The organism is Leifsonia sp. ALI-44-B (assembly GCF_001984125.1).
In the GTDB taxonomy this organism is placed as follows: Bacteria; Actinomycetota; Actinomycetes; order Actinomycetales; family Microbacteriaceae; genus Okibacterium.
Genome location: NZ_MTQL01000006.1, coordinates 1095192 through 1121390, shown reverse-complemented (window position 1 = coordinate 1121390; position 26199 = coordinate 1095192). Strand labels below are relative to the sequence as shown.

Sequence of the window (26199 nt, the reverse complement as noted above, 5' to 3'; positions counted from 1 at the left end):
CCATGGAGCGATTCCCCGGGCACGCGTTTTTCGCACTGTCGCAAAATGCCGTTTTTGGCAACGGGTGGGTCTCGATTGCCACGTTTTCCGCGGCCGACGGGTGCGTTCTGCCACACTGATGCCGGGGGGAGAAAGAGCGTATGCGTCAGTTGGTCAAGGTCGTTTCGACGGCCGTCGTGGGTGCCGTCATCGGTGTGTCCGTGATCGGATGCTCGAGCGAGAGTTCGTTCGAGTACTTCACGTCGAAGACGCAGGCCGTGGCATTCATCGAGTCGGGCAAGCTGCCCGAGCAGCTGCCAGACAATGCGCGCGACATCCGTGTGCTTTCCAACCCCCGCGTGCACGTGGCGACCTGGCACGGAGACACCATTGTCGACCCCTCCTGCGTGCCCGGTGAGAGCCAGCCGCCCAAGGGCAACCGCATCGTGCTCGAGTCGCAGACCATCGTCGAGGTCTACGAGTGCTCCTTCGGCTTCCAGGGCCGCGATGGTGGCTCGATCTACTGGTGGCCCGCCGAATAACCTGCCCGCGCCCCACAGGTGACCAGCCCGCGCCTACGGGATGCCCGGCCCGCGCCACTGCATGCCCGGCCCGCAGTGGCGGCTCAGGATTCTTGCGCCCGGGAATCTTTCGGGCGCTACCGTCGTGCCCCGGCGCGACACGCCGTAAACGGTAAAACTTTTTGCTCTCACGTTGACTTCTTCGAACACATGTTCGAACATTTAACCCATGAGCCCTGCCGTCGCGTCATCCGGTTCGGCCGCCGAGAAGGTGGCCGAGCTTCAGGCGCGCATCCGGGGCATGCAACGAACACGAGTAGATTCGCACGGACTACCGACAGCGCCCGAGATCGCCAGCCTCCTGGGCGGGCCGCTGCGGGCGGGCAGCGCCTATTCCGTTCCCGATTCGGTGGCGCTCGCCACGGCCATGATGGCGGCGCCCAGCGCTGCCGGCGTGTGGTGCGCCGTCGTCGGCATGCCCTCGTTCGGCGTCGAGGCGGCTGCGGCCGCGGGGGTCGACCTCGAGCGGCTCGTGTTGGTGCCCGATCCGGGCGATCAGTGGCTCACCGTCACGGCCGCCGTCGCCGATGTGGTCGGTGTCGTCGTCGCCGTTCCGCCCAGCCGGGTCGCGCCCGCCGAGGTGTCTCGTCTGGGGGCTCGCCTCCGGGGCAAGGGGTCCACCCTCATCGCCCTGGGCGACTGGCCGCAATCCGAGGCCACCCTGCGCGTCTCGAGCAGCGAATGGGTGGGGCTCGACGCCGGCAGCGGGCATCTGCAGGCGCGCCGCGTCACGGTCACGGTCAACGCTCGCGCCGGGGCCGGTCGGCCACGCTCCGCTTCGCTGTTCCTGCCCGACGCCGACGGGCGTCTGCGCCGCGCCGAGCGCGTTCCCGCGGCCTGGCAGACGCCTGCGTCGGTGCCGCAGCGCGAGCAGCGGCCCGCGTCACATGAGGTGCGCGAGCCCGAGGTTGCGCCGCTGCGCGCGCTCGTCTCATGACAACCGCAAGTGGCCCGGGGGTCACGAGTACTCTGCCTCGCACGCCCACGCCTACGCCCACGAGAACGCTGGGCCCCACTCCTACGAGAACTTTGGTTGTGTGGTGCCCCGATTGGCCCATCGCCGCGTGGTGCCGAGAGATGGGCTCGGGGGCGCTGTCGAGCGAGGGCAGCACCATCGCCCTCGTCGAGCGCGGGGAGGTATTCGCCTGCTCGCTGCCGGCCCGCGCGGCCGGCGTGCGTCGCGGTCTCCGCGTGCGCGAGGCGCAATCGCGGTGCTCCGAGCTCATCGTCGAGAACTACGATCCGGCCATCGATGCGCGGGCCTTCGAGCCCATCATCCTCGCGCTCGAAGAGGTCGTGCCGGGCATCCAGGTCTTGCGCCCGGGCATGTGCGCCATCCGCGCCCAGGGCCCCAGCCGTTATTACGGGGGCGAGCAGAGCGCCGGTGAGCTGCTCATCGAGACCCTCGCGCGGTTCGGCATCCACGATGCGCGCATCGGCATCGCCGACGGCATCTTCGCGGCCGAACAGGCGGCGCGCGTGCCGGGCACCGAGATGGTGCGCATCGTCCCCGCCGGGCTGTCGGCAGAATTCCTGGCCGGTCTACCCGTCGAGCTCCTGGGGCGGCCCGAGCTCAACCCGCTGCTGCATCAGCTCGGGGTGCACACGCTCGCGCAGTTCGCGGCGCTCGACCCCGTCAGCGTGCGCGATCGGTTCGGCGAAGACGGGGCTTTCTGTCACCGGCTGGCGGCGGGGCTCGACGGGCGAGACGTCACGGCGCGTGTGCCCCCGCCGCAACTCGACTGCCGCGTCGAATTCGAGACCCCGCTCGATCGCGTCGACCAAGTGGCCTTCGGGTTCCGGCAGACGGCCGAGCGGTTCGTCGCGACCATCGCGCAGGCCCGACTCGTCGCCACGGCCATCCGGGTCGAGGTGCACACCGACGACGGTCGGCGCACGGGGCGCACGTGGCTGCATCCACGGTGGTTCACGGCATCCGATGTGCTCGACCGCGTGCGGTGGCAGTTGCAGGGCGGGCACGGCATCGACGCGGGTCTCGCGGCCCCCGTCGTGAGCGTCTCGGTGTCGCCCGAGAGCGTCGACCGCGCGCTCAACCACGAAGACGGGCTGTGGGGCGGCGGCCCCGACGAGAGCATCCACCACGGCTTCTCGCGCGTGCAGAGCATGCTCGGGCACGAGGGGGTCGTCACGGCCGTGCTCACGGGTGGTCGCCTGCTCAGCTCTCGTTCGGTTCTCGTGCCGTGGGGCGATCTGCCCCCGGGGGGCGAGAAAGAGCTGGCCCGGCGGCGGCAACTGCCGTGGCCGGGCAACGTGCCGGGTCCGCTGCCGTCGACGGTGTTCGAGGCGCCGGTCCCGGCGCTCGTCAGAGACGCGGGTGGGCGGCTCGTCGACGTCGATGGCCGAGGCATCCTCACCGGGATACCGGCGGTGTTCGCGGCGGGCATCGGCGAGCGATCGGGCGGCAGCGGCGAGCATCCCGTCACGTCCTGGTCGGGGCCGTGGCCGCTCACCGAGCGGTGGTGGGAGGACGGCGCCCGCAGCATCAACCGGTTCCAGCTCGTCGACGCGCTCGGCCGGGCCTGGCTGCTCGTCCTCGCCGAACACGAGTGGTGGGCCGAGGCGCTCTACGACTGACCCGCACACCGATACCGCTCACCACCCCGCTCACAGCCCCACAGAAAGGAGTCCCGGATGGGATGGCACAACCCCCCGATTCCCTGGTCCGAGTTCGAGAAGAAACTCACCGACCTCAGTCGCCCCGACCCGGTTCCCCACGGCGCCGACGGCGGAGACAGCCCCGGATGGTCGCGCAAACGCCAGCCCTACACGCCCGATGCGGCCGGCACCCCACCCTTCGACGCGTCGCGGCGCGCGCCCGTCGTGCCCTATGCCGAGCTGCACGCGCACTCGAACTTCAGCTTCCTCGACGGCGCCTCCGGGCCAGAAGCCCTGGTCGAAGAGGCCGTGCGGCTCGGGCTGCACGCCATCGCCCTCACCGATCACGACGGCCTCTACGGCGCCGTGCGCCTCGCCGAAGCCGCCGAGGCGCATGCGGGCCTCGGCACCATCTTCGGCGCCGAACTCTCGCTCGAACTCACGGCCCCGCAAAACGGCGAACCCGATCCCGAGGGTCATCACCTGCTCGTGCTGGCCCGCCGGCAAGAGGGCTATCATCGGCTCTCGCGCGCCATCACCACGGCGCAGCTCGCCGACGGCGCCGAGAAAGGCAGCCCGCGCTACCGGCTCGACGATCTCGCCGACGCGGCAGAAGACTCCTGGCTCGTGCTCACGGGATGCCGCAAGGGCACCGTCCGCTCGGCCCTGCAGCGCTCCGGTGCCGACGCCGCGCGGCTCGAACTGCGGCGGCTCGTCGACCGCTTCGGCCCCGACAACGTGATCGTCGAGCTCACCGACCACGGCCATCCCACCGACAGTGCGGCCAACGCGGCGCTCGCCGTGCTGGCCAGCGAACTCCACCTGCCCACGGTCGTCACGGGAAATGTGCACTACGCGGCCCCCGAACAACACCGTCTGGCCGAGGCGCTCGCCGCCGTGCGCGCGCGCCGCAGCCTCGACCAGCTCGATGGATGGCTGCCCGCGACGGGTCGTGCCCACCTGCGTTCCGGCCGCGAGATGTCGCGCCTCTTCGCCCGCTACCCCGACGCCGTCGCGCGCACCGTCGGCTATGCCGACGAACTCGGGTTCCGGCTGAAGAGCGTCAGCCCCGGCCTGCCCAAACAAGAGGTACCGCCCGGCCACACGCCCATGAGCTGGCTGCGGGCCCTCACCTGGGAGGGCGCGGACAAGCTCTACGGCACCCTCACCCCCGAGGTGCGCACGCGCATCGAACGCGAACTCGAGGTCATCGAGCACAAAGACTTCCCGGGCTACTTCCTCATCGTGCACGAGCTCGTGCACTTCGCCCGCAACCGCGGCATCCTCTGCCAGGGGCGTGGTTCGGCGGCCAACTCGGCCGTTTGCTATCTGCTCGGCATCACGGCCGTCGACTCCATCTACTACGGCCTGCCCTTCGAGCGTTTCCTGTCGAGCATGCGCGACGAAGAGCCCGATATCGACGTCGATTTCGACTCCGACCGACGGGAAGAAGTCATCCAACACGTCTATGAGCGATACGGGCGCTTCAACGCGGCGCAGGTGGCCAACGTCATCACCTACCGCCCCAAATTCGCGGTGCGCGATATGGCCAAGGCGCTCGGCCACAGCCCCGGGCAACAGGATGCCTGGTCGAAACAGGTCGAGCGCTGGGGGGCCGTCGCCTCGAGCGAAGACCACGACATCCCCGACGCGGTCGTCGACCTGGCCCAGCAGGTGCTGCGTTTCCCCCGGCACCTCGGCATCCACTCCGGCGGCATGGTGCTCACCGACCGGCCCGTCGGCGAGGTCAGCCCCATCGAACACGGTCGCATGGATGGCCGCACGGTGCTGCAGTGGGATAAGGACGATTGCGCGTGGATGGGTCTCGTCAAATTCGATCTGCTGGGCCTCGGCATCCTCGCCGCCATGCAATACGCCTTCGACCTGGCCGACGAGTTCTGCGGCGAACGCTGGACCTTGGCCACCCTGCCCAAAGAAGAGGCCGCCGTCTACGACCAGCTCTGCTACGCCGACTCGGTGGGCGTCTTCCAGGTCGAATCGCGCGCGCAGATGGGCATGCTCCCGCGCATGCTGCCGCGCCGCTTCTACGATCTGGTGATCCAGATCGCCATGGTTCGGCCGGGCCCCATCCAGGGCGGCGCCGTGCACCCCTACATCCGCCGGCGCACGGGGGCCGAAGAGATCACCTATCTGCACCCCGCCCTCGAGCCCGTGCTCGAACGCACCCTCGGCGTTCCCCTCTTCCAAGAGCAACTCATGCAGATGGCCATGGTGGTCGGCGGATGCACGGGCGAAGACGCCGATCTGCTGCGGCGGGCCATGGGTTCCAAACGCGGCGAAGAGAAGATCGAGTCGCTCAAGACCAAGCTCTACGCCGGCATGGCGGGCAACGGCATCGTGGGGGAGGACGCCGATGTCGTCTACGGCAAAATCCAGGCCTTCGCCAACTTCGGTTTCGCCGAGAGCCACTCCATCAGCTTCGGCCTGATCGTCTACGCCAGCGCGTGGATGCGGTTGCACTACCCGGCCGCGTTCCTCGCCGCGCTGCTGCGGGCGCAACCGATGGGCTTCTACTCGCCGCAGAGCCTCGTGGCCGATGCCCGTCGTCACGGTGTGATCACGCACCGCCCCGACATCCAACGGTCAGAGGCGCACGCCACGCTCGAGCCGCTCGACCCCGACGACGACCGGCCCGCGGGTGCGACGGGGCTCGACGCCTGCTGCGATGCCGAACAGCCGCCCGTGCCCCCGTTCGACCGTTCGATCCCGTTCGACTCCACCGTGCACCGCCGCGACGGCCGCTACGCCGTGCGCGAGGGGCTCGCGAGCGTGACCAAGATCGGCCTGGCCAAGGCTACCCAGATCGTCGAAGAACGCCGACGCGGCGGGCCCTACCGAGACATGCACGACCTGGCGCGCCGGGTCGGGCTCACGGCACCCCAGCTCGAAGCCCTGTCGGCGGCCGGTGCGTTCCAGTCGCTCGGGCTGCAGCGCCGCGAGGCCCTCTGGAAAGCCGAACAAGCCTCACAAGAACGCCCCAACCAGCTCGCCGGCACCCTCGTCGACGTGCAACCCCCGCTCTTCGACCTGCTCACGGCCGAAGAAGAGGTCGTCTCCGATCTGTGGTCGACGGGGGTGTCGCCCGACGACCATCCCGTCAGGCACCTGCGCGCCGAGCTCCGGCAGCAGGGCATCCTGTCGGCCGAAGAGCTGCGCAGCGCCGAGAGCGGCCGACGCGTGCGGGTGGCCGGGGTCGTCACGCACCGCCAACGGCCCGCGACGGCATCCGGCATCACCTTCGTCAACCTCGAAGACGAGACGGGACTGATGAACGTCATCTGCAGCGTCGGGGTGTGGCGGCGACACCTGCGGGTCGCGCGCGAGGCACCCGCCATGATCGTGCGGGGACTCCTCGAGCGCTCAGACGACGGCATCATCAACCTCGTCGCCGACGGGCTCGAAAGCCTCAGCCTCAGCGCGCGCACGCGGTCGCGGGATTTCCAGTGAACCGGCGCTGGCCGAGCGTATCGACACCCCGCCGTCACGGCTAGAATGCTTGCATGGCTTTCGTTCTCGCAATCATCCTCTTCGTCGGCGGCATGTACCTGTTCGGTCTCGCCATCACGCTCACGAGCTTCCAGGCGCTCGTCTTCTTCGCCGGCATCGTCGCCATCTCGCTCGCGATCGCCATCCCGGTGCACTTCCTCAACAGCCGCTCCGCGCGCTAGAGCGCCCACACACTCGCACGGGCCCGCAGCAACTGCGGCCGTGCCCACGAGGAGGAGACCTGCGGGTCTCCTCCTTCGTCACATCTGCGACCGGCACACAGCTGGACCGATCGCGACCGGTGACTGGGCGCTACTGAGACCGGCCGCTATTGAGACTGCCGCTACTGAGACTGGCCATCACCGAGACTGGCCAACACCGAGACTGCCGCTACTGAGTCCGGCCACCACGGGGGCGTCCCGGTACTCCTGGCACTCTGAGATCGCAACCCCTTGTCCGCCCGAAGGAGCGACACAGACACTGAGGTCATGAAACGAGTCTCGTATGCAGGTGTCTCATTCCTGACGACAGACGGCGTCGCGGACGCGCTCCTTCGTTTCGTGGCCGCGCTGGGCCTGAAACAGAAAGCGGAAACCGTCGAGATACCGGCTGTCGGCGATCGCGGGGACATGGTGCCCGTGCAACTGGTCATCGGGCCGGCCAGCGAACTGGTCAGCATGCCCGAAACCTCGGACATCGAAGAGCCGGACACCTCGGCCGTCATCTCCAGCCTCAACCGTCGCGCCGACGCACTGTCCCGCCCGCGCGGTGTCGCCTACCACGATCAATCGTGGGGTGAGCGGCAGTTCTACGACGAGGATGGCCTCGAGGCCATGTAGAAGCGGCGGGTGGCGGGTGGTTCATCCTGCCCGCGTCTCGGGATGTCATCCATACTGGACTGCACCCCGGAGTTCCCCAGAAGTGGGGTGGACCCCCACTTGGAGGGGATACCCCCCTTGTCCACCAAAAGGAGGACATAAACTGATGTCATGCCCACTTCCTCGATCCAGAGAATAGCGTTCTGGCTGCGCCACGACGCCGGCATGAAATGCGCGCGCTGTCGCAAGCGTGTCCCGCGCCGCGGCATGCTCTGCTGCAGCGACGAATGCTTCGACAAGTACATGGCCACGTCTTACTGACGCAGCGCCCCTCGCCTTCGCCCTTCGCCCCGTCGCCCGCCCTGCGCGACACCGCATACGGGCATGAAAAAAGCCGGTTCGGAATATTCATTCTCGACCGGCTGTTTTCGTGGTGGGCCCGGTGGGGCTCGAACCCACGACCCGCGGATTAAAAGTCCGATGCTCTACCAACTGAGCTACAGGCCCAACACGTATTAACTTACCGTGTTCCAAGCAGTGCTTCGAACACTCGAGGGGGACCATGTCAGAAGAATTCCACAAGCCCGTGAAGGTGCCGGGCTTCGTCTTCGAGGGGATGCAGGGCGGCGTCGATCCCGCCGTGACGAGCCGCGTTGCCCACGAAACGGCCCACGCCCTTCTCGCCCGCGTGCGCGCCGACCCCGACGGTGAGACCGTCGAACGCCTCATCGCCTACACCGACCAGCACGGCATCGACGCCATCGCCGAGCTCTGGTCCCGTGCCCTTCCGCGCACCCTGCCGGGCGTGCTGTGGCGCATCTACCTGCTGCGCCTGATGATCCGCCAGGACCCCACCTCGTCGAGCTTCTACTTCCAGCGCGGCACCGAGGTCATCGACTCGATCGATCCGGTCGTAGCCGGCGCCTCGATGCCGACGGGCCCCGACGAGATCACCATCCTCGCCGACGAGATCCTGCGCGGTGTCTACACGGGCGACTTCGCGGTCGCGCTCGAACGTGCGGCTGCCTTCTGCCGGGTGTCCTCGGCGGGGTGCACGAGCGTCGCGGATGATTCCGAGCCCACCGAACCCGAACGCTCGACGGTCCTCACCACGCGTGCGTCGCGCCTGTCGCACCTCGCCACCGATCTGGCCAGCGGTGCGAAGCTCTGGCGCTCGGAGTCGCTCGACTGACCAGCCGCACCGGGAGCCCGCCTCATGCGACTGACGAGCCGTGCCGGGAACCGGGCCCGCTGCGTCGCCCGACTGTCAAGCATCCACGGCGTGGCTCTCGCTCACCGCGAACACCGCTCCGGCCCCGCCGGATTTTGTTAGAGTTGTTTCTCGCCGGGCCGCAGTAACCCCGGGCTCCAATATTCGCCGCTCTGAGCGGCCTCGCGCCGAGAGGCGTTCTGCGGCCCGGCCTTTTTTGTCTGCCAAGTGCCTCGGAACGATCCGCAGAAAGACCTGCTGGACGATTCGCAGGAGAACTAGCCGGCGATCCGCAGAAGGACCTGTCGGGTTTCCGCGGTCCGGCCGCAAACTCCCGCCGGGCAATTCCCAGCCGATCTCGGAAATTTCCCAGATCCGACCAATCCGATCCCCGCCGTGCGCCGAACCCCTTGTATGACCCGATCGAAGCACGTAAAGCGAGTGACCGACGCAGCCCGCGTCGCACTCCGTCGGTCGGTCACGAGCCCCCATCCGTGTGCGCGCCGCGTGAACGGTGTTCCACCGTCGCTGGTCGACGTTACGGAGGGAGTCGCCTGAGGATTTATTCTCAGCGCGACAGCATCGGGGGTGATTGTCCCTCACCCCCCAAGGTGGGGAGCGGTACCTGGCGGAGCTGCTCCCCACCGCCTGTCGATGTGCGGAAGGAGGTTGGACCTGAGATGCTAGTTGTTGTGGCCCCACCTTCAGAGTCTGACGAGAGTTTCGATCTCGTCTCACGTTCTTCCGCGGAAGAGCTGCTTGCTCGGGTGGCGCGCGGCGATCAAGCCGCGTTCTCCGAGCTGTATGACATGCTCGCTCCGCGCGTTCTGGGTTTGATCCGGCGCGTGCTCATCGACAACGCCCAATCCGAAGAGGTTGCCCAAGAGGTTTTCTTGGAGATCTGGCAGACCGCGACGCGGTACGAAGAAGGTCGGGGTGCTGCGACATCCTGGATGATGACGATTGCTCACCGCCGCGCTATTGATCGGGTTCGCGCCTCACAGGCCGGGCGCGATCGAGACGTGAAGATCGGCATCCGCGACATCGACACCGCGTACGACCAGGTCGCCGAACAGGCGGAGATCAGTATTGAACATGCAAAAGTGAAGACGGCTTTGACCCGTCTCACCGAACTCCAACGTCAAGCGGTCACGCTGGCGTACTACGGGGGATACAGCCAGAGCGAAGTGGCTGAGATCCTCAGCGTGCCGCTCGGCACCGTCAAGACCCGTTTGCGCGACGGGATGATCCGACTACGAGATGAATTGGGGGTGGCCTCATGACCGACAACGACAACGACCTTTCCCTCCTGGCAGGGGCCTACGCCCTCGGCGCGCTGAACGCCGATGACGCACACCGCTACGAGGAATACCTCGCCCAGCGCGAAGAAGCGCGCACCGAGGCCACGCAGCTCGAAGACACCGCGGCCCGCCTGGGTCTCGCCTCCCTCGAGGTGCAGCCGACCCCCGCGCTGAAGTCCAACCTGATGGCGCTCATCGCCGTCACGCCGCAGCTTCCGGCCATCGCTCCCGAAGACGCTCCGGCCGACGGTTCTGCTCAGCAGATTTCGTCGGCGTCACAGAAGCGCGAGAGCGACGGTTCGACGGTGACTCCGCAGACCGCCCAGACCTCGGATGCTGCAGCCACAGACTCGGCGCCCGACGATGCCGCGATCGCTCCCGTCCGGCCCTTGCACGCCGCTGGTTCGACGCCCGCTGCGAGCGGCATCCCGGCGTCCGGTTCTGCCTCGGCGCCTTCGGGCTCGACGGCCACTCGTCCCGCTGCCTCTCGGCCGGCTTCGTCGGCCCAGTCCAAGGCGCAGGCGCGCTGGTTCCAGAAGCCCGTCGCGTTCCTCGCGGCTGCCGCTGCCGTTGTCGCGGTCTTCCTCGGCGCCAGTTCGCTCACAGGCATGCTGAACAACGGCAACCAGGTGCAGCAGGCTCTGGCTCTCGCATCCATCAACGCCCAGCCCGATGTGCAGCGTTCGACCGTGCCGTTGCTCGCCAACGTCGACGGCCACAACTCCTCGACGGCCACGCTCGTCTGGTCCGAGAACATCGGCGAGTCAGTTCTCCTCGTCAACGGGCTCGAGCAACTGCCCGACGATAAGGTCTACGAGCTCTGGTACATCGATGGCGAAGGGTCGCCGATCTCGGCTGGTCTCTTCACCATCCCCGACTCGGGTCACACCTACTCGGTTCTGGAAGGCGAGATGACGGCCGGTGCAACGGTCGGCGTCACGGTCGAACCGGCCGGAGGCTCTAAGCAGCCGACGACCGAACCCGTGATCGCGATCCCCACGGCCTAACGATTGGCCCAGTTCCTAACTCGCTCAATGTGAGAATGCCGCTTCCCTCGGGAGGCGGCATTTCTCGTTAGTACCCCGCATCCCTTCTTGTCGTAACATCGCGGCGTAGAGGTCGACTCGGAGTAACCTGCCCGGCGGGAGCGGCGCTTCAGCGCTCGGTGCGCGTCACGCTGTCGGGCGCTCTGTGCGGCCGCGAACGACGGATGCCGCCGCCCCCACGGGGGACGACGGCATCCGCTCAGCGCGAGTCGAGGGTTTATCCGAAGCGACCCGACACGTAGTCTTCGGTCGCCTGCACGGACGGCTGCGTGAAGATGGTGTTGGTGTCGTCGTATTCGATGAGCTTGCCGGGCTTGCCCGTTCCGGCGATGTTGAAGAAGGCCGTGCGGTCCGAGACGCGCGAGGCCTGCTGCATGTTGTGGGTCACGATGACGATCGTGTATTCGTTCTTGAGCTGCTCGATGAGGTCCTCGATGGCGAGCGTCGAGATCGGGTCGAGGGCCGAGCAGGGCTCGTCCATGAGCAGCACGTCGGGCTGAACGGCGATGGCGCGGGCGATGCAGAGTCGCTGCTGCTGTCCGCCCGAGAGGCCGGAGCCGGGCTTCTCGAGGCGGTCCTTGACCTCGTTCCACAGGTTGGCGCCCTGCAGCGAGCGCTCCACCACGTCGTCGGCGTCGGAGCGCGACATCTTGCGGTTGTTGAGCTTCACGCCGGCGAGCACGTTGTCGCGAATGGACATCGTGGGAAACGGGTTGGGGCGCTGGAACACCATGCCGACCTGGCGGCGCACGAGCACGGGGTCGACGCCCGGTCCGTACAGGTTGTCGCCGTCGATGAGCACTTCGCCCTCGACGCGGGCGCCCGGGATGACCTCGTGCATGCGGTTGAGCGTGCGCAGGAACGTGGACTTGCCGCATCCGGACGGGCCGATGAATGCCGTGACGGTGCGCGGTTCGATGGTCAGGCCCACGCCTTCGACGGCGAGGAAGTTGGAGTAGTAGACGTTGAGGTCTTTGACTTCGATGCGCTTGGACACGGGGCTCGTTTCTTCGGGTTCGGTTCGAGGAGTGTGCGGATTGCGGGACGGTGGGGTGGCCGGCTAGCGGGCGATCTTCGGCGAGAAGATCTTGGCCACGAGGCGCGCGATGAGGTTCAGCGCCATGACGATGAGGATGAGGGCGAGCGCACCGGTCCAGGCGCGGTCGGTGTAGGCCTGGGCATCGACGCCCTGAATGGCGTACTGGTTGTACACGAACACCGGCAGGGTCATCATGCGGCCGTCGAAGAGGTCGTAGTTCATGCTCTGCGTGTAGCCGGCGATGAGCAGCAGGGGCGCCGTCTCGCCGATCACGCGGGCCACGGCGATCATCGAGCCGGTAATGATTCCGGCCATGGATGTCGGCAGCACGACCTTGATAATGGTCAGGTACTTCGGCACACCGAGGGCCAGCGAGGCTTCGCGCAGCTCGTTGGGCACGAGTTTCAGCATCTCTTCGGTGGAGCGCACGACCACGGGGATCATGAGCACGGACAGCGCGATGGCGCCACCGATGCCGAGTCGGATGCCGGGGCCGAGGATCAGGGCCAGCAGCGCGTAGGCGAACAGACCGGCCACGATCGAGGGGATGCCGGTCATGACGTCGACGAGGAACGTGATGCCGCGGGCCAGGGCGCCGCGACCGTATTCGACGAGGTAAATGGCCGTCAGGATGCCGATGGGGATCGAGATGATCGCCGTGGCGAGCGTGATGAGTAGCGTGCCCGTGATGGCGTGCAGGGCTCCACCGCCGGCACCGACGACGTTGCGCATCGACTCGGTGAAGAACGGCAGGTCGAAGCGCGCGGCGCCGTTGATGGCGGTGGTGACGGCCACGGAGATGAGCGGGATCAGCGCGAGCAGGAACGCGGACACGACCAAGATGGTGATCAGGCGGTCTTTGGCTTTACGCGACCCCTCGATGGCGAGGGAGAGCACGTAGAGGGCGACGCCGTACACGATCACGCCGACGACGAGGATGCCGGCGACGTTCGGGGCGCCCATGAGGATGAAGACGAGGGCGACGACCGCGATGGCTCCGAGGAGCACGTACAGCGGCACCATCTTCGGCAGTTTGCCCGCCGTGAGGGTGGAAGGAAGTGACGTTCCGGTGGTGGCAACCATTAGTTCGCTCCCGAGAAGGCCTTGCGGCGGTCGACGATGGCGCGTGCGATGAAGTTCACGCCGAAGGTGATGACGAAGAGGATGAGGCCGGTCGCGATCAGGACGCTGACGTCGAGGCCGTGCGACTCGGGGAAGTTGAGCGCGATGTTGGCCGCGATGGTGTTGGTGTTCTGCGACTGCGTGAGTGCCCACGTGATGAAGGCACCGGGGGAGAGGATCATGGCGACGGCCATGGTCTCGCCGAGGGCGCGTCCGAGGCCGAGCATGGAGGCCGAGACGATGCCGGGGCGACCGAAGGGCAGGACCGCGATGCGGATCATCTCCCAGCGCGTGGCGCCGAGGGCCAGGGCGGCTTCCTCGTGCAGCTTGGGCGTCTGCAGGAAGATCTCGCGCGAGAGCGCGGTGATGATGGGGAGCACCATGACGGCGAGCACGATGCCGACGGTCAGAACCGTGCGGCCGGTGCCCGAGACGGGGGCGGCGAAGAAGGGTAACCAGCCGAAGTTGTCGGTGAGCCAGGAGTAGATGGGCTGCACGGCCGGCGCGAGCACCGAGATGCCCCAGAGGCCGTAGACCACGCTGGGAACGGCCGCGAGCAGATCCACGACGTAGCCGAGGCTCTGGGCGAGGCGGCGGGGTGCGTAGTGGGTGATGAAGAGGGCGACGCCGATGGAGAGCGGCACGGCGATCAGCAGCGCGATGAAGGCGACCCAGATGGTGCCGAAGACGAGCGGTCCGACGTAGGCCCAGAAGCTCGACGGCGAGCCCTTGATCTTGGCCGGGTCCTCGGTGAACGCCGGAATGGACTCGGCGACGAGGAAGATGGCGACGGCGGCGAGGGTGACGAGGATGAGGATGCCGGCGGTCAGCGTGCTGCCGCGGAAGAGGCGGTCACCGGTGCGCACTACGGGTGCGGCCTTTGTCCGGTCGAGCGTCGGTGTCGTCATCTGCAGGTGACCTCACGTTGGTGTCGGGTGGGTGGTGCGGGGATGCTGCGGTGGTGCATTCGGCGCCAAAAACGCCTGTGTGCTCCCCTCGTGTGCCGGTGAGCAGACGAGGGGAGCACAGGGGGTGTTACTTGATGCTGTCGATGGCCGAGGTGACCTTCTCGGTCAGGTCGGAGGACAGGGGAGCCGAGCCGGCGGAGTCGGCGGCGACCTTCTGGCCTTCTTCGCTCGTGATGTAGCCGAGGTAGGCCTTCACGAGTGCGGCCTGGTCGGCGTCTTCGTAGCTGTCGCACGCGATGGCGTAGGAGACGAGAACCAGCGGGTAGTGGGTCGGGTCGGTGGTCTCGCGGTCGAGGGCGATCGCGATGTCGTTGTCGGCGCGGCCTTCGACGGCGGGCGACTCGGCGACGACGGCGGCAGCGGCCTCGGCCGTGTACTCGACGAACTCTTCGCCGACCTTGATCTTGGCGACACCCAGGTCACCGGCGCGCGAGGCGTCGGCGTAACCGATGGTGCCAGAGCCGTTCTTGACGGCGTCGACGACACCGGTGGTGCCCTGTGCGCCTTCACCCGTGTTGTAGGGGAACGGGTCGGCCGGCTTCTCGGTCCACACGTCGGGGGCCGTCTTGTTGAGGTAGTCGGCGAAGTTCTTGGTGGTTCCCGAGTCGTCCGAGCGGTGGACGGCCGTGATGTTGCCGGCGGGCAGCTTCGCGTCGGGGTTCAGCGCGGCGATGGCCGGGTCGTTCCAGGTGGTGATGTCGCCCTTGAAGATCTTGGCGAGGGTGGTGGAGTCGAGGTTGAGCTCGTCGACGCCATCGACGTTGAAGATCACGGCGATGGGGGAGATGTAGACGGGGATGTCGATGGCCTTGCTGTCCGTCGCGCAACCGGCGAAGGTGCCGGCGAGTTCGTCGTCGCTCAGGGCGGAGTCGGAACCAGCGAAGGCGGATGCGCCGCTGATGAAGCTTTCGCGGCCGGCGCCGGAGCCCTGGGGGTCGTAGTTGACCGTGACTTCGGGGTTGGCGGTCTGGAATCCGGCAATCCAAGCTTCCTGGGCGCTGCCCTGGCTGCTGGCGCCGATGCCGACGAGTTCGCCGGAGAGGCTGGAGGCGCTGCTGGAGGAGTCCGGAGCGGTGCCGCCTTCGTTCGAGGCGCACGAGGTGAGGGCGATGGTGGCGACCGCGGCGACGGCCGCGATGCGGCCGAGCTTCGAGAGCTTCACGTAGATTCCATTCGTTATGTGTGAGGACGAGCCGGTGCAGGCTCGATGGTCACGCTAAGCGGCTGCTTTAACGAGACTCCCTCAGCCCGGTAAACGGACGGTAAACGACCGGTCAACTTCATCACGGCCCGAACGCCAGATTCCGCGTGTTTCCGGGCATCTCGCGTTTCGTGTCGCGAAGGACGTCCGTGCGCTCAGACGCGGGGAACGTGCGTTTCGATGGTCACGATGCCCGACGCCGGGTTGGTGGCGCTCAGGTGCACAACGGAGAAGGCGGCGGTCTCGAGAGCGGCCGCCTCGCTCAGATAGGAGCCGGGGATGCTTCCCGTGGCCAGCGCGATCTCGCGGATGATTTCGGGCAGAACGGGTCCGTGGCTGCACAGGACGGCCGTCTTGCCGCTGCGCACGCGTTTTCCGACGACGTGGCGCACATCGCTCGTGCCCTCTTCGTGCGCGCGCTGACTGATCAACTCGGTGCGTTTCGGGGCGATACCCGTCGCCGCGGCGAGTGGCGCGACCGTGGTGGCGCAACGAACGGCCGTGCTCGTGACGATTCGCCGCACACCGAAGGCCCGAAGGGGCCCGACGATGGATGCGGCCTGTTTGATGCCGCGCGGCGTGAGGCGTCGGTCTTCGTCCGACCCGTCGCCCGCCGCGAGCGGTTCGGCTTTGCCGTGGCGCAGCGCGATGAGCGCGAAGGTCTCGGAGACGCCATCGTCGAGCAGGCTTTCGAAGGTGCGCACGATCTCGCGGTCGTGTTCGTAGGTGAGGTAGCTCTTGGCCTTCTTGAGGGTGACCCATTCGAGCGCCGCGACCTCGTGGTTGGGTGCGAACGTGGACCGGCGGATGGCGTCGTCCGACACCTGCGCGGCCCAGTAATGCACGACCTTCTCGCGGCCGCTCCGCAGCGGGTAGCGCGTGATGCCGAGCGGCACGCCGAGGTGCACGGCCAGGCCCGTCTCTTCCTCGATCTCGCGCACGGCGGTCTCGGGCAGGGACTCGCCGGGGTCGACCTTGCCCTTGGGTAGGGTCACGTCGGCGTAGGCGGTGCGGTGGATCAGGAGAACCATCGGTTTGCCGTCGACGTATCGCCAGCACACGGCACCGGCGGCGTAGACGGCGCCCGTCACCGTCGAACCCGCGTGCGGCGTTTGCGGCTGGTCTTCAACATGAGCCAATCCTGCAGGTCGGTGAGCGGTTCGCCCGCCTCATCGACGCTGTGTCGCGTCCATGTTCCCTCGGATTCGAGATGCCACGACGATGTCTTGTCGTCGAGGGCCATATCGAAGAGCTGCTCGATTTCGCTGAGGTGGCCGGGGTCGGTCAGACGCACGAGGGCCTCGACGCGGCGGTCGAGGTTGCGGTGCATCATGTCCGCGCTGCCGATGAACACCTGCGGGTCTCCGTCGTTGTGGAACGAGAAGATGCGCGAGTGCTCGAGGTAGCGACCGAGGATCGACCGCACGCGGATGGTCTCGCTCAGCCCCTGCTGGCCGGGCTTGAGGCTGCAGATGCCGCGCACCCAGATGTCGATCGGAACGCCGGCCTGGCTGGCGCGGTAGAGGCCGTCGATGATGGCCTCGTCGACGATCGAGTTCATCTTGATACGGATGCCGCTGGGCTTGCCGGCCTCGGCGTTGTGACGCTCCTGCTCGATGCGCTTGAGCAGACCCTTGCGCAGGTGGAGCGGCGCGACGAGGAGGCGCTTGAACTTCTTCTCGATGGCATAACCGCTGAGCTCGTTGAACAGGCGCGTCAGGTCTTTGCCCACCTGGTCGTCGGCGGTGAAGAGACCCAGGTCTTCATAGATGCGGCTGGTCTTGGGGTTGTAGTTGCCCGTTCCGATGTGGCTGTAGTGCCGCAGGCGACCGTTCTCCTGGCGGATGACGAGCGCGAGCTTGCAGTGCGTCTTCAGGCCGACGAGACCGTAGACCACGTGCACGCCGGCCTTCTCGAGCTTGCGCGCCCACGAGATGTTGGCCTGCTCGTCGAAGCGGGCCTTGATCTCGACGAGGGCCAGAACCTGTTTGCCGGCTTCGGCCGCATCGATGAGGGCCTCGACGATGGGGGAGTCGCCCGAGGTGCGATAGAGCGTCTGCTTGATGGCGAGCACGTTGGGGTCGGCCGCCGCCTGCTCGAGGAACGCTTGCACGCTCGTCGCGAAGGACTCGTAGGGGTGGTGCACCAGCACGTCGCGCTCGGACACGGCCTGGAAGATGTCGGCCTTGCCATTGGGCTCGGAGGGTTGCAGCTGCAGGGCCGTGGTGGGCAGCCGCTTGGGGTAGCGCAGCTTCGGACGGTCGAGGTCGGAGAACGAGAAGAGGCCGCCGAGGTCGAGAGGGGCCGGCAGGCGGTAGACCTCTTGTTCGGTGATGTCGAGTTCGCGGACGAGCAGGCCGAGCGTGACGTCATCCATGTCTTCGGTGATCTCGAGGCGGATGGGCGGGCCGAAGCGGCGGCGCAGCAGCTCTTTCTCGAGCGCCTGGATGAGGTTTTCGCTCTCGTCTTCTTCGATCTCGACGTCTTCGTTGCGGGTGACGCGGAACACGTGGTGCTCGAGCACCTCCATGCCCGGGAAGAGGTCGCCCAGGTGGTTGGCGATCAGGTCTTCGAGGGCGATGAATCGGATGGCACCGGAACCGGCCACCAGCTCGACGGGCACGAAGCGCGGCAGCATCTGCGGCACCTTGAGTCGCGCGAACTCTTGGCGGCCCGAGCGCGAGTTGCGCACGCGCACCGACAGGTTGAGCGACAGGCCCGAGATGTAGGGGAACGGGTGCGCCGGGTCGACTGCGAGCGGCATGAGCACGGGGAACACCTGCTGCTGGAAGTACTCGGTGAGGCGGCCGCGGTCGCTCTCGTCGAGGCTCGACCAGTCGACGATCGTGATGCCGGCGTCGGCCAGGGCGGGGCGCACCAGGTTCTCCCACGCGGCGGCGTGCCGATTCTGCAGGTCGTGCGCGGTGCCCGAGATGTCACCCAGGATGTCGGATGGCGCGCGCCCGACGTTGCTGGCAACGGCCAGGCCAGTGAGAATGCGGCGCTTGAGCCCGGCCACGCGCACCATGAAGAACTCGTCGAGGTTGGTGGCGAAGATGGCCAGGAAGTTGGTGCGCTCGAGCACGGGGATCGTCTCGTCCTCGGCCAGCTCGAGCACGCGCTGGTTGAACGCGAGCCAGCTGATCTCGCGGTCGAGGTAGCGGCCCTCGGGCAGCGCCGGATCGTCGGTCTCGATTGCTTCGTCGAAGTCGTCGTCGTCGCCGAGACCCGCGTCGTTCACTACGTCTATTGCTGCCATCTGAACATCATTGCACCGCGCGCACCCGGCTCGCGACGGTGCCGGTGAACGGAGGATTAAACCTGTGCAGAACTCGCCTGTGCAGAACTTTTGCGACGGTACTGGACGTCGATCGTGTGGTCGGCGAAACCGACCGAGCGGTAGAGGCGCACGGCGGGCTCGTTGTCGGCCTCGACGTAGAGCGCCGCGGTCGAGACTCCGCGCTCGCGCAACCGCGCCAGTCCGGCGTTCGTCAGCGTGCGGCCGAGGCCACGGCCTGCAGCGTCGGGCGAGACGCCCAGCACATAGATCTCGCCCAGGTCATCCTCTACCTTGAGCCAGTTGTAGCCGATCAGATCTCCCTGCTCGTCGACGGCCAGCAGGAAGTCGCCGGCGTCGAACCACTCCTCGTCCTGGCGAGCGGCGAGGTCGGCGACGGTCATCTTTCCCTGCTCGGGATGGTGGGCGAAGATGCGTGCGTTGAGGGCCACCCACGCTTCGGCATCCGTGTCGGCATCGAACGAGCGGATGGTCACGCCGCCGGTTCCCGCTCCAGAAACAGGGGCGGCAGCATCCCCGTCGCTCAACGGCATGCGCAGCTGCAGCAAGGTGCGCACACGATCGAACCCGTGTGATTCCGCCAGGGCGCGGGCAGCCGGATGATCGCCATGCGACCACGCGGTCAGATGAGGCGACGCGCTTCCCAACAAACCGGTCAGGGCGGCACCGCCGAAACCGACGCCCCGCCACTCGGGGTCGAGCACCAGGTCGAGCTCGCCCTGCCCGAGGATGGCCGCGCCGATGATGGTGTCGCCGGGCTCGTCGTCGCTCGGTTCGACGAGCGCGATCAGCGTGCGGCTGCCCGCCCGAACGTCGACCAGAGCCTGATCGTTGAAGGGCGGCTGCCCGTCGACGGCCTCGGCGCGGCGCACGATGCGCCAGAACACATCGGCCACATCGGCATCGGACAGGTTATGAACGCGCAGCGTCAGTCGGCGCATCGTCTTCCTCGTACACGTTGAAGCGGTATCCGACGTTGCGCACGGTGCCGATCAGTTGCTCGAGATCGCCGAGCTTGGCGCGCAGGCGCCGCACGTGCACGTCCACCGTGCGCGTGCCGCCGAAGTAGTCGTAGCCCCACACCTCGCTGAGCAGCTGCTCGCGCGTGAACACACGAGACGGGTGCGTGGCGAAGAAGCGCAGCAGCTCGAACTCCTTGAACGTCAGATCGAGCGGTTTGCCCTGCACTTTGGCCGAGTAGCTGGCCTCGTCGATGACGACACCCGACGTCTGGATCTTGGTGGCGGTGTGCTCCTGGGCCTGACGCCCAATCGCCAGACGGATGCGCGCATCGACCTCGGCGGGGCCGGCGGAGTCGAGGATGACGTCATCCGCACCCCAGTCGGCGCTGACGGCCGTGAGCCCGCCCTCGGTGAGGATGAGGAGGAGGGGAACGCCGATGCCCGTTGTGGTCAGGATCTTGCACAACGATTTGGCGCCGGCCAGGTCGCGCCGCGCATCGACCATGATGATGTCGGCGTTGGGCGCGTTGACCAGCTGTGCCGGTTCGGCGGGTATTTGGCGCACTCGGTGACTCAGAAGCCCCAACGACGGCAATACGTCGTGGTTGACCTGAGAGGTCAGGATCAACAGTTGCGCCACGCGGGTTCCTCCAGTGATAGCTGTATGTATCTTAGCGACACGCGCGGGGCGCACCGATCCGAGGGCGGCTCAGGGCTTTTTGCCTCCAGCGTGATCGCTCGGCAGACCGTTTTCGGCTGCAACCAGCTCGCGACTCCGGCAAGATGGATGCATGAGCGACGTCACCCTCACCCCGAAACGCGCCTGGCGCGGCATCGCCAGCGTGTGGGTTGCTGCCGTCGTTCTCGCGATCGCGGTCGGAGTCCTCGTCGACCCGGCCCTGCGGTTCTCCTGGTTGGCGCTGGCACTCGCAGCATGCGCCTTGCTCACGTTCGGCATCCAGTTGGGCACGACCGAGAAGACCGGTTTCATCGCGCGGGTGTCGGCCAGCGTGGCCGGGGCCCTCATCATCCTGTCGATCGCAGCGGGCATCTTCACGCTCGTCTACATCTAGCCGGCCTCGTCTGGTTCGTTTGGGTCGTCCGGCCAGCTCATCCGGTCGATAGATCGCTCGGCTGAACGCGGTCGGTTTTCCCGCGCCCCATCTGGCGGTGTCGGATGGCTCGGCTAGACTTGTCGCATGCTCGCACTCGAACTCTTCTACGTGGGTCTCCTCGGTCTCGCCAGCCTCGCCATCGGCTGGGTTTCGGTCGTGGTGCTCTACAACCTCTTCCGCGGCCAGCGCTGATCGGAGCCCTCCGCACATGATCGAAATCCCCACCGACCTTCCGGCCGAGCTCGTTCCTCTGTCGTGGTTGATCGGAGTCTGGGAGGGCACCGGCGTCATCGACTACAAGATCGGTGACGAGTCGGTGAGCCGAGAGTTCGGTCAGCGCGTGAGCTTCAGCCACGACGGCCTTCCCTACCTCAACTACAACTCCTACACCTGGTTGCTCGACGACGAGCGCACGCCCCTCGTGGCCGAATCGGGTTACTGGCGCCTCAACCGCGCGCTGGGCGAGGGCGATCCGGGGCCGGCCATGCTGCCGGGCACCGGTCCGCGCCCCTTCGCCGACGCCGAGTCCGTCGAATCGCTGCGCAACGACGACGGCGGCTTCGATCTGCAGGTTTCCGTGGTGCACCCCGGCGGTGTCTCCGAGCTCTACCTGGGCCAGGTCAAGGGCCCGCGCGTCGATCTGTCGACGGATGCCGTGATGCGAACGGCCGGTGCCAAGGAGTACGCCGCGGCGACCCGTCTCTACGGTCTCGTCGACAACCACCTGCTCTGGGCCTGGGATATCGCCGCGCTCGGACAAGACCTGCGCACGCACGCGTCCGGTCGACTCGGCAAAGTCGACTAGACCCGATGTCTGACGATTCTTCGCCCCTGGAGCCCCAGCCCGCCGATCACGCTTCTCGCTCCGTCACCGACGGCTCCGAGGCGGTGTCCGAGGCCGCCGAGTTGCAGGCCCCCGCGCCCGACCGCAGCTCTCCGTTCTTCGCGCTCGACGCGGCCGTCCTCCTCGAGGGCGCGGCCGACCAGGGCGTGCCCTCGCACTACGGCAACCCGACCATCGAGCAGCGCACGCTCGAGGCCGGCAACGCCATCGTCGACCTCTCGTCGCGCGGCGTGCTCTCGGTCACGGGCCCCGACCGCCTGTCGTGGCTCAACTCGATCACGAGCCAAGAGCTGACGCGGCTCGCCCCCGGCCAGTCCACCGAGACGCTGTTCCTCGACCAGAACGGGCGCGTCGAGCACGCGGCCAAGCTGATCGACGACGGCGTGACGGTCTGGCTGCTCGTCGAAGCATCCGAGGCCGAGCCGGTGCTCTCGTGGCTCACGCGCATGCGCTTCATGCTGCGCGTCGAACCCGAAGACCGCACGGCCGAGTTCGCGACGATCGGCGTCGTCGGCGACCGCTTCCTCGCGGGCAGCGGCGCCGCATCCAGCCTGCCCATCGCCGACCCCAACGGCGTCCCTCTCGTGTGGCGCGACCCGTGGACGGGCGTGACGCACGGCGGCCACCAGTACGCGCACGGCGACCACCCGGGCGAGCATCTTCCCTGGGCCGAGGTTCTCGTTCCGCGCGCCGCGCTCCCCGAGATCGTGACGCAGTTCCCCGCCGCGGGCAGCCTCGCCGCCGAGGCGCTCCGTATTGCCGCCTGGCGCCCGCGCTTTGCGAGCGAGGTCGACGAGCGCAGCATCCCGCACGAGCTCGACTGGCTGCGTTCCGCCGTGCACCTCAGCAAGGGGTGCTATCGCGGGCAAGAGACGGTCGCCAAGGTGCACAACCTCGGGCACCCGCCGCGTCGCCTCGTCCTTCTTCACCTCGACGGTTCCGAGTCCGTGCTCCCCGCGCCCGGTTCGATCGTGCGCGCCGAGCGCCAGGGCGAGTGGCTCGACGTGGGCGCCGTCACCTCGTCGACCATGCACTACGAGCTCGGGCCCGTCGCGCTCGCCGTCATCAAACGCGGTGTCAAACCGGATGCCCCCCTCGTCGTCTTCGCCGACGACACGAGCATCGCGGCGGCCCAAGAAGTGATCGTCCCCTCCGATGCCGGTGCCGTCGCCGACATTCCCCGGCTGCCGCGACTCGGCGCCGTCAAGCGCTGAACGGTCGTCGATGAGCGGGCAGCCGCCGGCGCCCGGGCGCTGGGCACGGTATGTGAATCGTCACGTGCGTCTCGATCTGGCGTGGCAGCGCCTCGTCTCCTCGCTTCCCGCCGGGCTGCAGATCACGGTCGCGGCCGTCGCGGCCTACGCCATCGCCCACTACGGGCTGGGCCATCCTGTTCCGCTTCTCGCCGTCACGGTCACGGTGTCGAGCCTCGGCTTCGTGCGGGATGCCCGCCCCATCCGCGTGCTCGAAACGGCCGTCGGTATGTCGGTCGGCATCGCGCTCGCCGAACTCCTCCTCCTGGGCTTCGGGCAGGGCCTCTGGCAGCTGGGCGTCGCTCTGTTCCTCAGCCTCATGGTGGCGCGGTTCCTGTCGGGCTCGGCGGCTTTCGCCATCGCCGCGGGCGTGCAGGCCGTGCTCGTCATGCTGATCGCGGCACCACCCGGTGGCCCCTTCATCCGCACGGTCGACGGCCTCATCGGCGGCGCCGTCGCCCTGCTCGCCACGGCACTCATCCCGCGTGACCCGCGACGGGTGGCGCGACGCGACGCGCGACGGCTGTTCCACGAGTTCGGCGGAGTGCTCACGAGTCTCGTGTCGGTGCTGCACCTGGCCGATCAGGGCGAAGCCGACCGAGCGCTCGCCAGGGCCCGGGCCACGCAGCCCGTCGTCGACGATTGGCGCGGTTCGCTCGAATCGGCCATCGCCATTGCGCGCATCTCGCCGTTCCTGCGGCGCTACCTCGGGCAACTCGAAAGCCAGCGCACGCTGCAGTCCGGCATGGACCTCGCCACCCGCAACCTGCGTGTCGTCACGCGGCGCATCGACTACCTGATCGTCGACGGCGAACCCCGACCTGCCCTCGCCGACCTGCTCTCGCGCGTGCTCGTCGGCGTGGCCGTGCTCGGGCAGTCCATCGACGATATCTCGCAGCTGCCGGTCGCGCAGCAGACCTTCCGGCAGCTCGCCCGGCATCTCGACCCGTCCGAGGCTATGCCCGGGGCTCCCGTCACCGAGCAGAACATGGTCCTGCTGCTGCGCCCGCTCGTCGTCGACCTGCTCGCGGCTTCGGGCGTGCCCGTCGCCGAGGCGCGCGAGTTACTGCCGCCCCTCTAGGTGAGCGTAGAATCTGATTCGCTTCAGGGCCAGCGGCGGTAGCGCAGGCATCCCGCGCGCCCGATGCCCGGGGCGGCGGATGTCTCCGAACGCGAAACGGTCTGCCGTATCCCTGCCTCGGGAGTCAGTCGCGCGGGGCAACTGCGACCCACGGAACCGTGACCTCGCCGAGCCGCCAGCGCCTGGCACGGCCGAGCACGGGCCATCCGGCATCCCGGAGCCCGGTGACGGTGGTCACCCAGCGCTGCACGGGGCTGTGCACATCGAGCGCCGCGTTGTACTGCCAGAAGCGGTCGAGGTCGACGAGTAGATCGTGCACGCGCTCGCCCTCGACATTGCGGTGGATGAGCGCCTTCGGCAACCGCTCGGCCACGACGGACGGCCGCTCGAGTCCGCGCAGCCGCAGCGAGATCGTGAACGCGCGGGGCCCGTCGGTGTCGACATCCACCCAGCTCGAGATACGGCCGATCTCGTCGCACGTGCCCTCGACGAGCAGCCCGCCGGGTTGCAGGCGAGACGTCATGAGGGCCCAGGCATCCGCCACCTGGCTCTCGTCGTATTGCCGCAGCACATTGAACGCCCGGATGACCGCGGGCCGGCGCCCGGCCGGTGTCGGAACCTCGAAGCCACCCCGCGCAAAAGACACGGCCGCGTCTGGCCGAAAGTGGCTCTCGCCCCGCTGCACGGCCTCGAGCTGACGGGTCGCGAGCACCACACGTGCGGGGTCGATCTCGAGTCCCAGCACCTCGACGTCGGGGCGCACCCGGCGCAGGCGATGCTGCAACTCGAGGCTCGTGCTGGCACTGTGCCCGTAGCCGAGGTCGACGACGAGCGGGTCCGTGGCATCGAGCAACGCGGGAGCGACCTGCAGATACCGGTCGACACGACGAAGCCGATTGGTGTTCGTCGTTCCTCGGGTAATGGTGCCGATGGGCATGACGCTCACCGTGTGAAGCTAGAGCCGACTATTCGGCGGCGTGGCGGGCGGCGCGCTCGGCGTCGCGGTCTTTGACACGCTTGTTCTCGGCGCGCACATCGGCCTGCACCTGGCGCTCGCGCACGAGCCACTCGGGCGGCGACTGCAGCATCTCCTGGATGTCTTCGGTGGTGAGCACGTCGTCGGTGCCCGAGCGCGCGAGGCCCGAGATCGAGATGCCGAGCTTGCGGGCGACGATGTCGCGCGGGTGCGGCCCCGTGAGGCGCAGCTGCACCAGCCACTCGGGCGGGTTCTCGATCAGGTCGTTCAGCTGGGCGCGCGTGACCAGACCCTCACGGAAGTCTTCGGGCGCGGCCGGCAGATAGATGCCGAGCTTCTTGGCCGCCGTCGACGGTTTCATGGTCTGTTCTTTGTCGCTACTCACCGGTCCAGGCTACTCTGCCGGGGGCATCGCCCCAACCTGGGTAAAGTGGAGCACTCATCAGGAGGGCGAAACATGCAGCCGCAGGCCGAAGGCAGCGAGACACCAGCCGCTGGCGCAGACATCCGTTTTCGGGTGGCCTATGTGCCGGGTGTGACCCCCACCAAGTGGGTCAGGGTCTGGAACGAGCGGCACACGAACGTGCCCCTCGAGTTGGTGCGCGTCGACGAGGCGCAGCAGACCGAGATCGTGGGGCAAGACGGCGGTGCGGATGTCGTGCTGCTGCGTCTGCCCATCGACGACCCCGATGCGTTCCACCTCATCTCGCTCTACGAGGAGCTCCCGTTCGCGGTCCTTCCCAAGGAGCACGCCTTCGCCGAGGCCGATCGCCTGAGCCTCGACGACCTGGCGGACGACACGCTTGTCGGCAATCTCGATTACCCCGAGGACATGCCGGAACGCGAGCCCGGCTCCGAATATGCGGATGTGGTGGAGGTCGTCGCGGCCGGCAGCGGGTACGCCATCCTGCCCCAATCGGTCGCCCGGCTGTATGCCCGCAAGGACGTTGCCGCCGTGCCACTTGATGGCGCAGCATCCACCACCATCGCCCTGGCGTGGCCGCGTTCACGAGCGAGCGACGAGATCCAGACGTTCGTGGGGATCGTGCGGGGCCGCACCGCGCACAGCTCGCGCGACGGGATGTCGGATGCCGACCGCGAGGCCAGTGCCCGCAAGGCCGCGGGCAAGAAGGAGTCCGACCGCAAGGCCGCCGAGAAGAAGGCCGCCGAGAACAATCGCAAGCGCGCCGCCTCGAAGAAGAACGCGCCGCTCGGCGGAAATCGGCCCCACAAAGGCTCGGCCGCCCGGGGCCGCGGAAAGGGCCGCCGCCGCTAGAGTGGA

The 26199-nt window shown here is 67.8% G+C and carries 25 protein-coding genes and 1 tRNA gene; 15 read left to right on the top strand and 11 right to left on the bottom strand.

Annotated features, from left to right (window positions below; translation table 11 throughout):
- Positions 1–140 precede the first annotated feature (140 nt).
- The 7 genes from ALI44B_RS06220 (at position 141) to ALI44B_RS16110 (ending at position 7822) form a co-directional block, all read left to right on the top strand.
- Positions 141–521, top strand: coding sequence for a hypothetical protein (locus tag ALI44B_RS06220; protein ID WP_077053756.1), 381 nt, complete (start codon positions 141–143; stop codon positions 519–521).
- 208 nt (positions 522–729) lie between these two features.
- Positions 730–1497 (top strand): DnaE2-dependent mutagenesis accessory factor ImuA', encoded by a 768-nt coding sequence (imuA', locus tag ALI44B_RS06215; RefSeq protein WP_077053755.1) that lies wholly within the window; start codon positions 730–732, stop codon positions 1495–1497.
- 98 nt (positions 1498–1595) lie between these two features.
- Positions 1596–3155 (top strand): DNA polymerase Y family protein, encoded by a 1560-nt coding sequence (locus tag ALI44B_RS06210; RefSeq protein ID WP_353615668.1) that lies wholly within the window; start codon positions 1596–1598, stop codon positions 3153–3155.
- Positions 3156–3212: 57 nt separating this feature from the next.
- Positions 3213–6644, top strand: coding sequence for an error-prone DNA polymerase (locus ALI44B_RS06205; protein ID WP_077053754.1), 3432 nt, complete (start codon positions 3213–3215; stop codon positions 6642–6644).
- 53 nt (positions 6645–6697) lie between these two features.
- Positions 6698–6865 (top strand): hypothetical protein, encoded by a 168-nt coding sequence (locus ALI44B_RS16115; protein ID WP_179100214.1) that lies wholly within the window; start codon positions 6698–6700, stop codon positions 6863–6865.
- A gap of 306 nt (positions 6866–7171) precedes the next feature.
- The gene (locus ALI44B_RS06200) at positions 7172–7522 is read left to right on the top strand and encodes a hypothetical protein (protein ID WP_077053753.1); all 351 of its coding nucleotides are present in this window, start codon (positions 7172–7174) and stop codon (positions 7520–7522) included.
- A 150-nt stretch (positions 7523–7672) separates the two neighbouring features.
- Positions 7673–7822 carry a hypothetical protein gene (locus tag ALI44B_RS16110; RefSeq protein WP_179100213.1) on the top strand — a complete coding sequence of 50 codons (150 nt, stop codon included), beginning with the start codon at positions 7673–7675 and terminating at the stop codon, positions 7820–7822.
- A gap of 110 nt (positions 7823–7932) precedes the next feature.
- Here ALI44B_RS16110 and ALI44B_RS06190 read toward each other — a convergent pair.
- A tRNA-Lys gene (locus ALI44B_RS06190) sits at positions 7933–8008 on the bottom strand.
- A 55-nt stretch (positions 8009–8063) separates the two neighbouring features.
- On the opposite strand from ALI44B_RS06190, the gene ALI44B_RS06185 reads away from it, so the two are divergent.
- From ALI44B_RS06185 to ALI44B_RS06175, 3 genes are all read left to right on the top strand, one after another.
- Positions 8064–8693: a DNA-directed RNA polymerase subunit beta gene (locus ALI44B_RS06185; RefSeq protein WP_077053751.1), complete on the top strand. Its 630-nt coding sequence runs from the start codon at positions 8064–8066 to the stop codon at positions 8691–8693.
- 710 nt (positions 8694–9403) lie between these two features.
- The gene (gene sigK, locus ALI44B_RS06180; RefSeq protein WP_077054026.1) at positions 9404–9994 is read left to right on the top strand and encodes an ECF RNA polymerase sigma factor SigK; all 591 of its coding nucleotides are present in this window, start codon (positions 9404–9406) and stop codon (positions 9992–9994) included.
- Entirely contained in the window at positions 9991–11019 is a 1029-nt protein-coding gene (locus ALI44B_RS06175) for an anti-sigma factor (protein ID WP_077053750.1), read from the top strand. The genes sigK and ALI44B_RS06175 overlap by 4 nt, the downstream gene beginning before the upstream one ends.
- A gap of 256 nt (positions 11020–11275) precedes the next feature.
- Here the strand turns inward: ALI44B_RS06175 and pstB are convergent, their stop codons facing one another.
- The 8 genes from pstB to ALI44B_RS06135 form a co-directional block, all read right to left on the bottom strand.
- A complete protein-coding gene (gene pstB / locus ALI44B_RS06170; RefSeq protein ID WP_077053749.1) occupies positions 11276–12055 on the bottom strand; it encodes a phosphate ABC transporter ATP-binding protein PstB in 780 nt (259 codons plus the stop codon).
- 63 nt (positions 12056–12118) lie between these two features.
- Entirely contained in the window at positions 12119–13180 is a 1062-nt protein-coding gene (gene pstA, locus ALI44B_RS06165; protein WP_077053748.1) for a phosphate ABC transporter permease PstA, read from the bottom strand.
- Positions 13180–14127: a phosphate ABC transporter permease subunit PstC gene (gene pstC / locus ALI44B_RS06160; RefSeq protein WP_077053747.1), complete on the bottom strand. Its 948-nt coding sequence runs from the start codon at positions 14125–14127 to the stop codon at positions 13180–13182. The genes pstA and pstC overlap by 1 nt, the downstream gene beginning before the upstream one ends.
- A 127-nt stretch (positions 14128–14254) precedes the next feature.
- On the bottom strand, positions 14255–15349 hold the full coding sequence (gene pstS, locus ALI44B_RS06155; RefSeq protein ID WP_077053746.1) for a phosphate ABC transporter substrate-binding protein PstS: 1095 nt from the start codon (positions 15347–15349) through the stop codon (positions 14255–14257).
- A 194-nt stretch (positions 15350–15543) separates the two neighbouring features.
- Positions 15544–16479 (bottom strand): NUDIX hydrolase, encoded by a 936-nt coding sequence (locus tag ALI44B_RS06150; RefSeq protein ID WP_077053745.1) that lies wholly within the window; start codon positions 16477–16479, stop codon positions 15544–15546.
- Positions 16476–18647, bottom strand: coding sequence for an RNA degradosome polyphosphate kinase (locus tag ALI44B_RS06145; protein ID WP_077053744.1), 2172 nt, complete (start codon positions 18645–18647; stop codon positions 16476–16478). Before ALI44B_RS06145 ends, ALI44B_RS06150 begins: the two co-directional genes overlap by 4 nt.
- A 56-nt stretch (positions 18648–18703) precedes the next feature.
- On the bottom strand, positions 18704–19627 hold the full coding sequence (gene mshD / locus ALI44B_RS06140; RefSeq protein ID WP_077053743.1) for a mycothiol synthase: 924 nt from the start codon (positions 19625–19627) through the stop codon (positions 18704–18706).
- A complete protein-coding gene (locus tag ALI44B_RS06135) occupies positions 19599–20288 on the bottom strand; it encodes a winged helix-turn-helix transcriptional regulator (RefSeq protein ID WP_077054025.1) in 690 nt (229 codons plus the stop codon). Before ALI44B_RS06135 ends, mshD begins: the two co-directional genes overlap by 29 nt.
- A 151-nt stretch (positions 20289–20439) precedes the next feature.
- On the opposite strand from ALI44B_RS06135, the gene ALI44B_RS06130 reads away from it, so the two are divergent.
- The 4 genes from ALI44B_RS06130 (at position 20440) to ALI44B_RS06115 (ending at position 23941) form a co-directional block, all read left to right on the top strand.
- Positions 20440–20721 carry a hypothetical protein gene (locus ALI44B_RS06130; protein WP_077053742.1) on the top strand — a complete coding sequence of 94 codons (282 nt, stop codon included), beginning with the start codon at positions 20440–20442 and terminating at the stop codon, positions 20719–20721.
- Between the two features lie 250 nt (positions 20722–20971).
- Positions 20972–21568 carry a nitrobindin family protein gene (locus tag ALI44B_RS06125; protein ID WP_077053741.1) on the top strand — a complete coding sequence of 199 codons (597 nt, stop codon included), beginning with the start codon at positions 20972–20974 and terminating at the stop codon, positions 21566–21568.
- A gap of 5 nt (positions 21569–21573) precedes the next feature.
- A complete protein-coding gene (gene ygfZ, locus ALI44B_RS06120) occupies positions 21574–22821 on the top strand; it encodes a CAF17-like 4Fe-4S cluster assembly/insertion protein YgfZ (protein ID WP_083709594.1) in 1248 nt (415 codons plus the stop codon).
- Positions 22822–22885: 64 nt separating this feature from the next.
- Positions 22886–23941, top strand: coding sequence for an FUSC family protein (locus tag ALI44B_RS06115; RefSeq protein ID WP_238592096.1), 1056 nt, complete (start codon positions 22886–22888; stop codon positions 23939–23941).
- Between the two features lie 124 nt (positions 23942–24065).
- Here ALI44B_RS06115 and ALI44B_RS06110 read toward each other — a convergent pair whose 3' ends face one another.
- Both ALI44B_RS06110 and ALI44B_RS06105 read right to left on the bottom strand, forming a co-directional pair.
- The gene (locus tag ALI44B_RS06110) at positions 24066–24878 is read right to left on the bottom strand and encodes an SAM-dependent methyltransferase (RefSeq protein WP_077053739.1); all 813 of its coding nucleotides are present in this window, start codon (positions 24876–24878) and stop codon (positions 24066–24068) included.
- Between the two features lie 28 nt (positions 24879–24906).
- A complete protein-coding gene (locus tag ALI44B_RS06105; protein ID WP_234990964.1) occupies positions 24907–25302 on the bottom strand; it encodes a DUF5997 family protein in 396 nt (131 codons plus the stop codon).
- 72 nt (positions 25303–25374) lie between these two features.
- On the opposite strand from ALI44B_RS06105, the gene ALI44B_RS06100 reads away from it, so the two are divergent.
- On the top strand, positions 25375–26193 hold the full coding sequence (locus tag ALI44B_RS06100; RefSeq protein ID WP_077053737.1) for a LysR family substrate-binding domain-containing protein: 819 nt from the start codon (positions 25375–25377) through the stop codon (positions 26191–26193).
- The last annotated feature ends 6 nt before the right edge of the window (positions 26194–26199 follow it).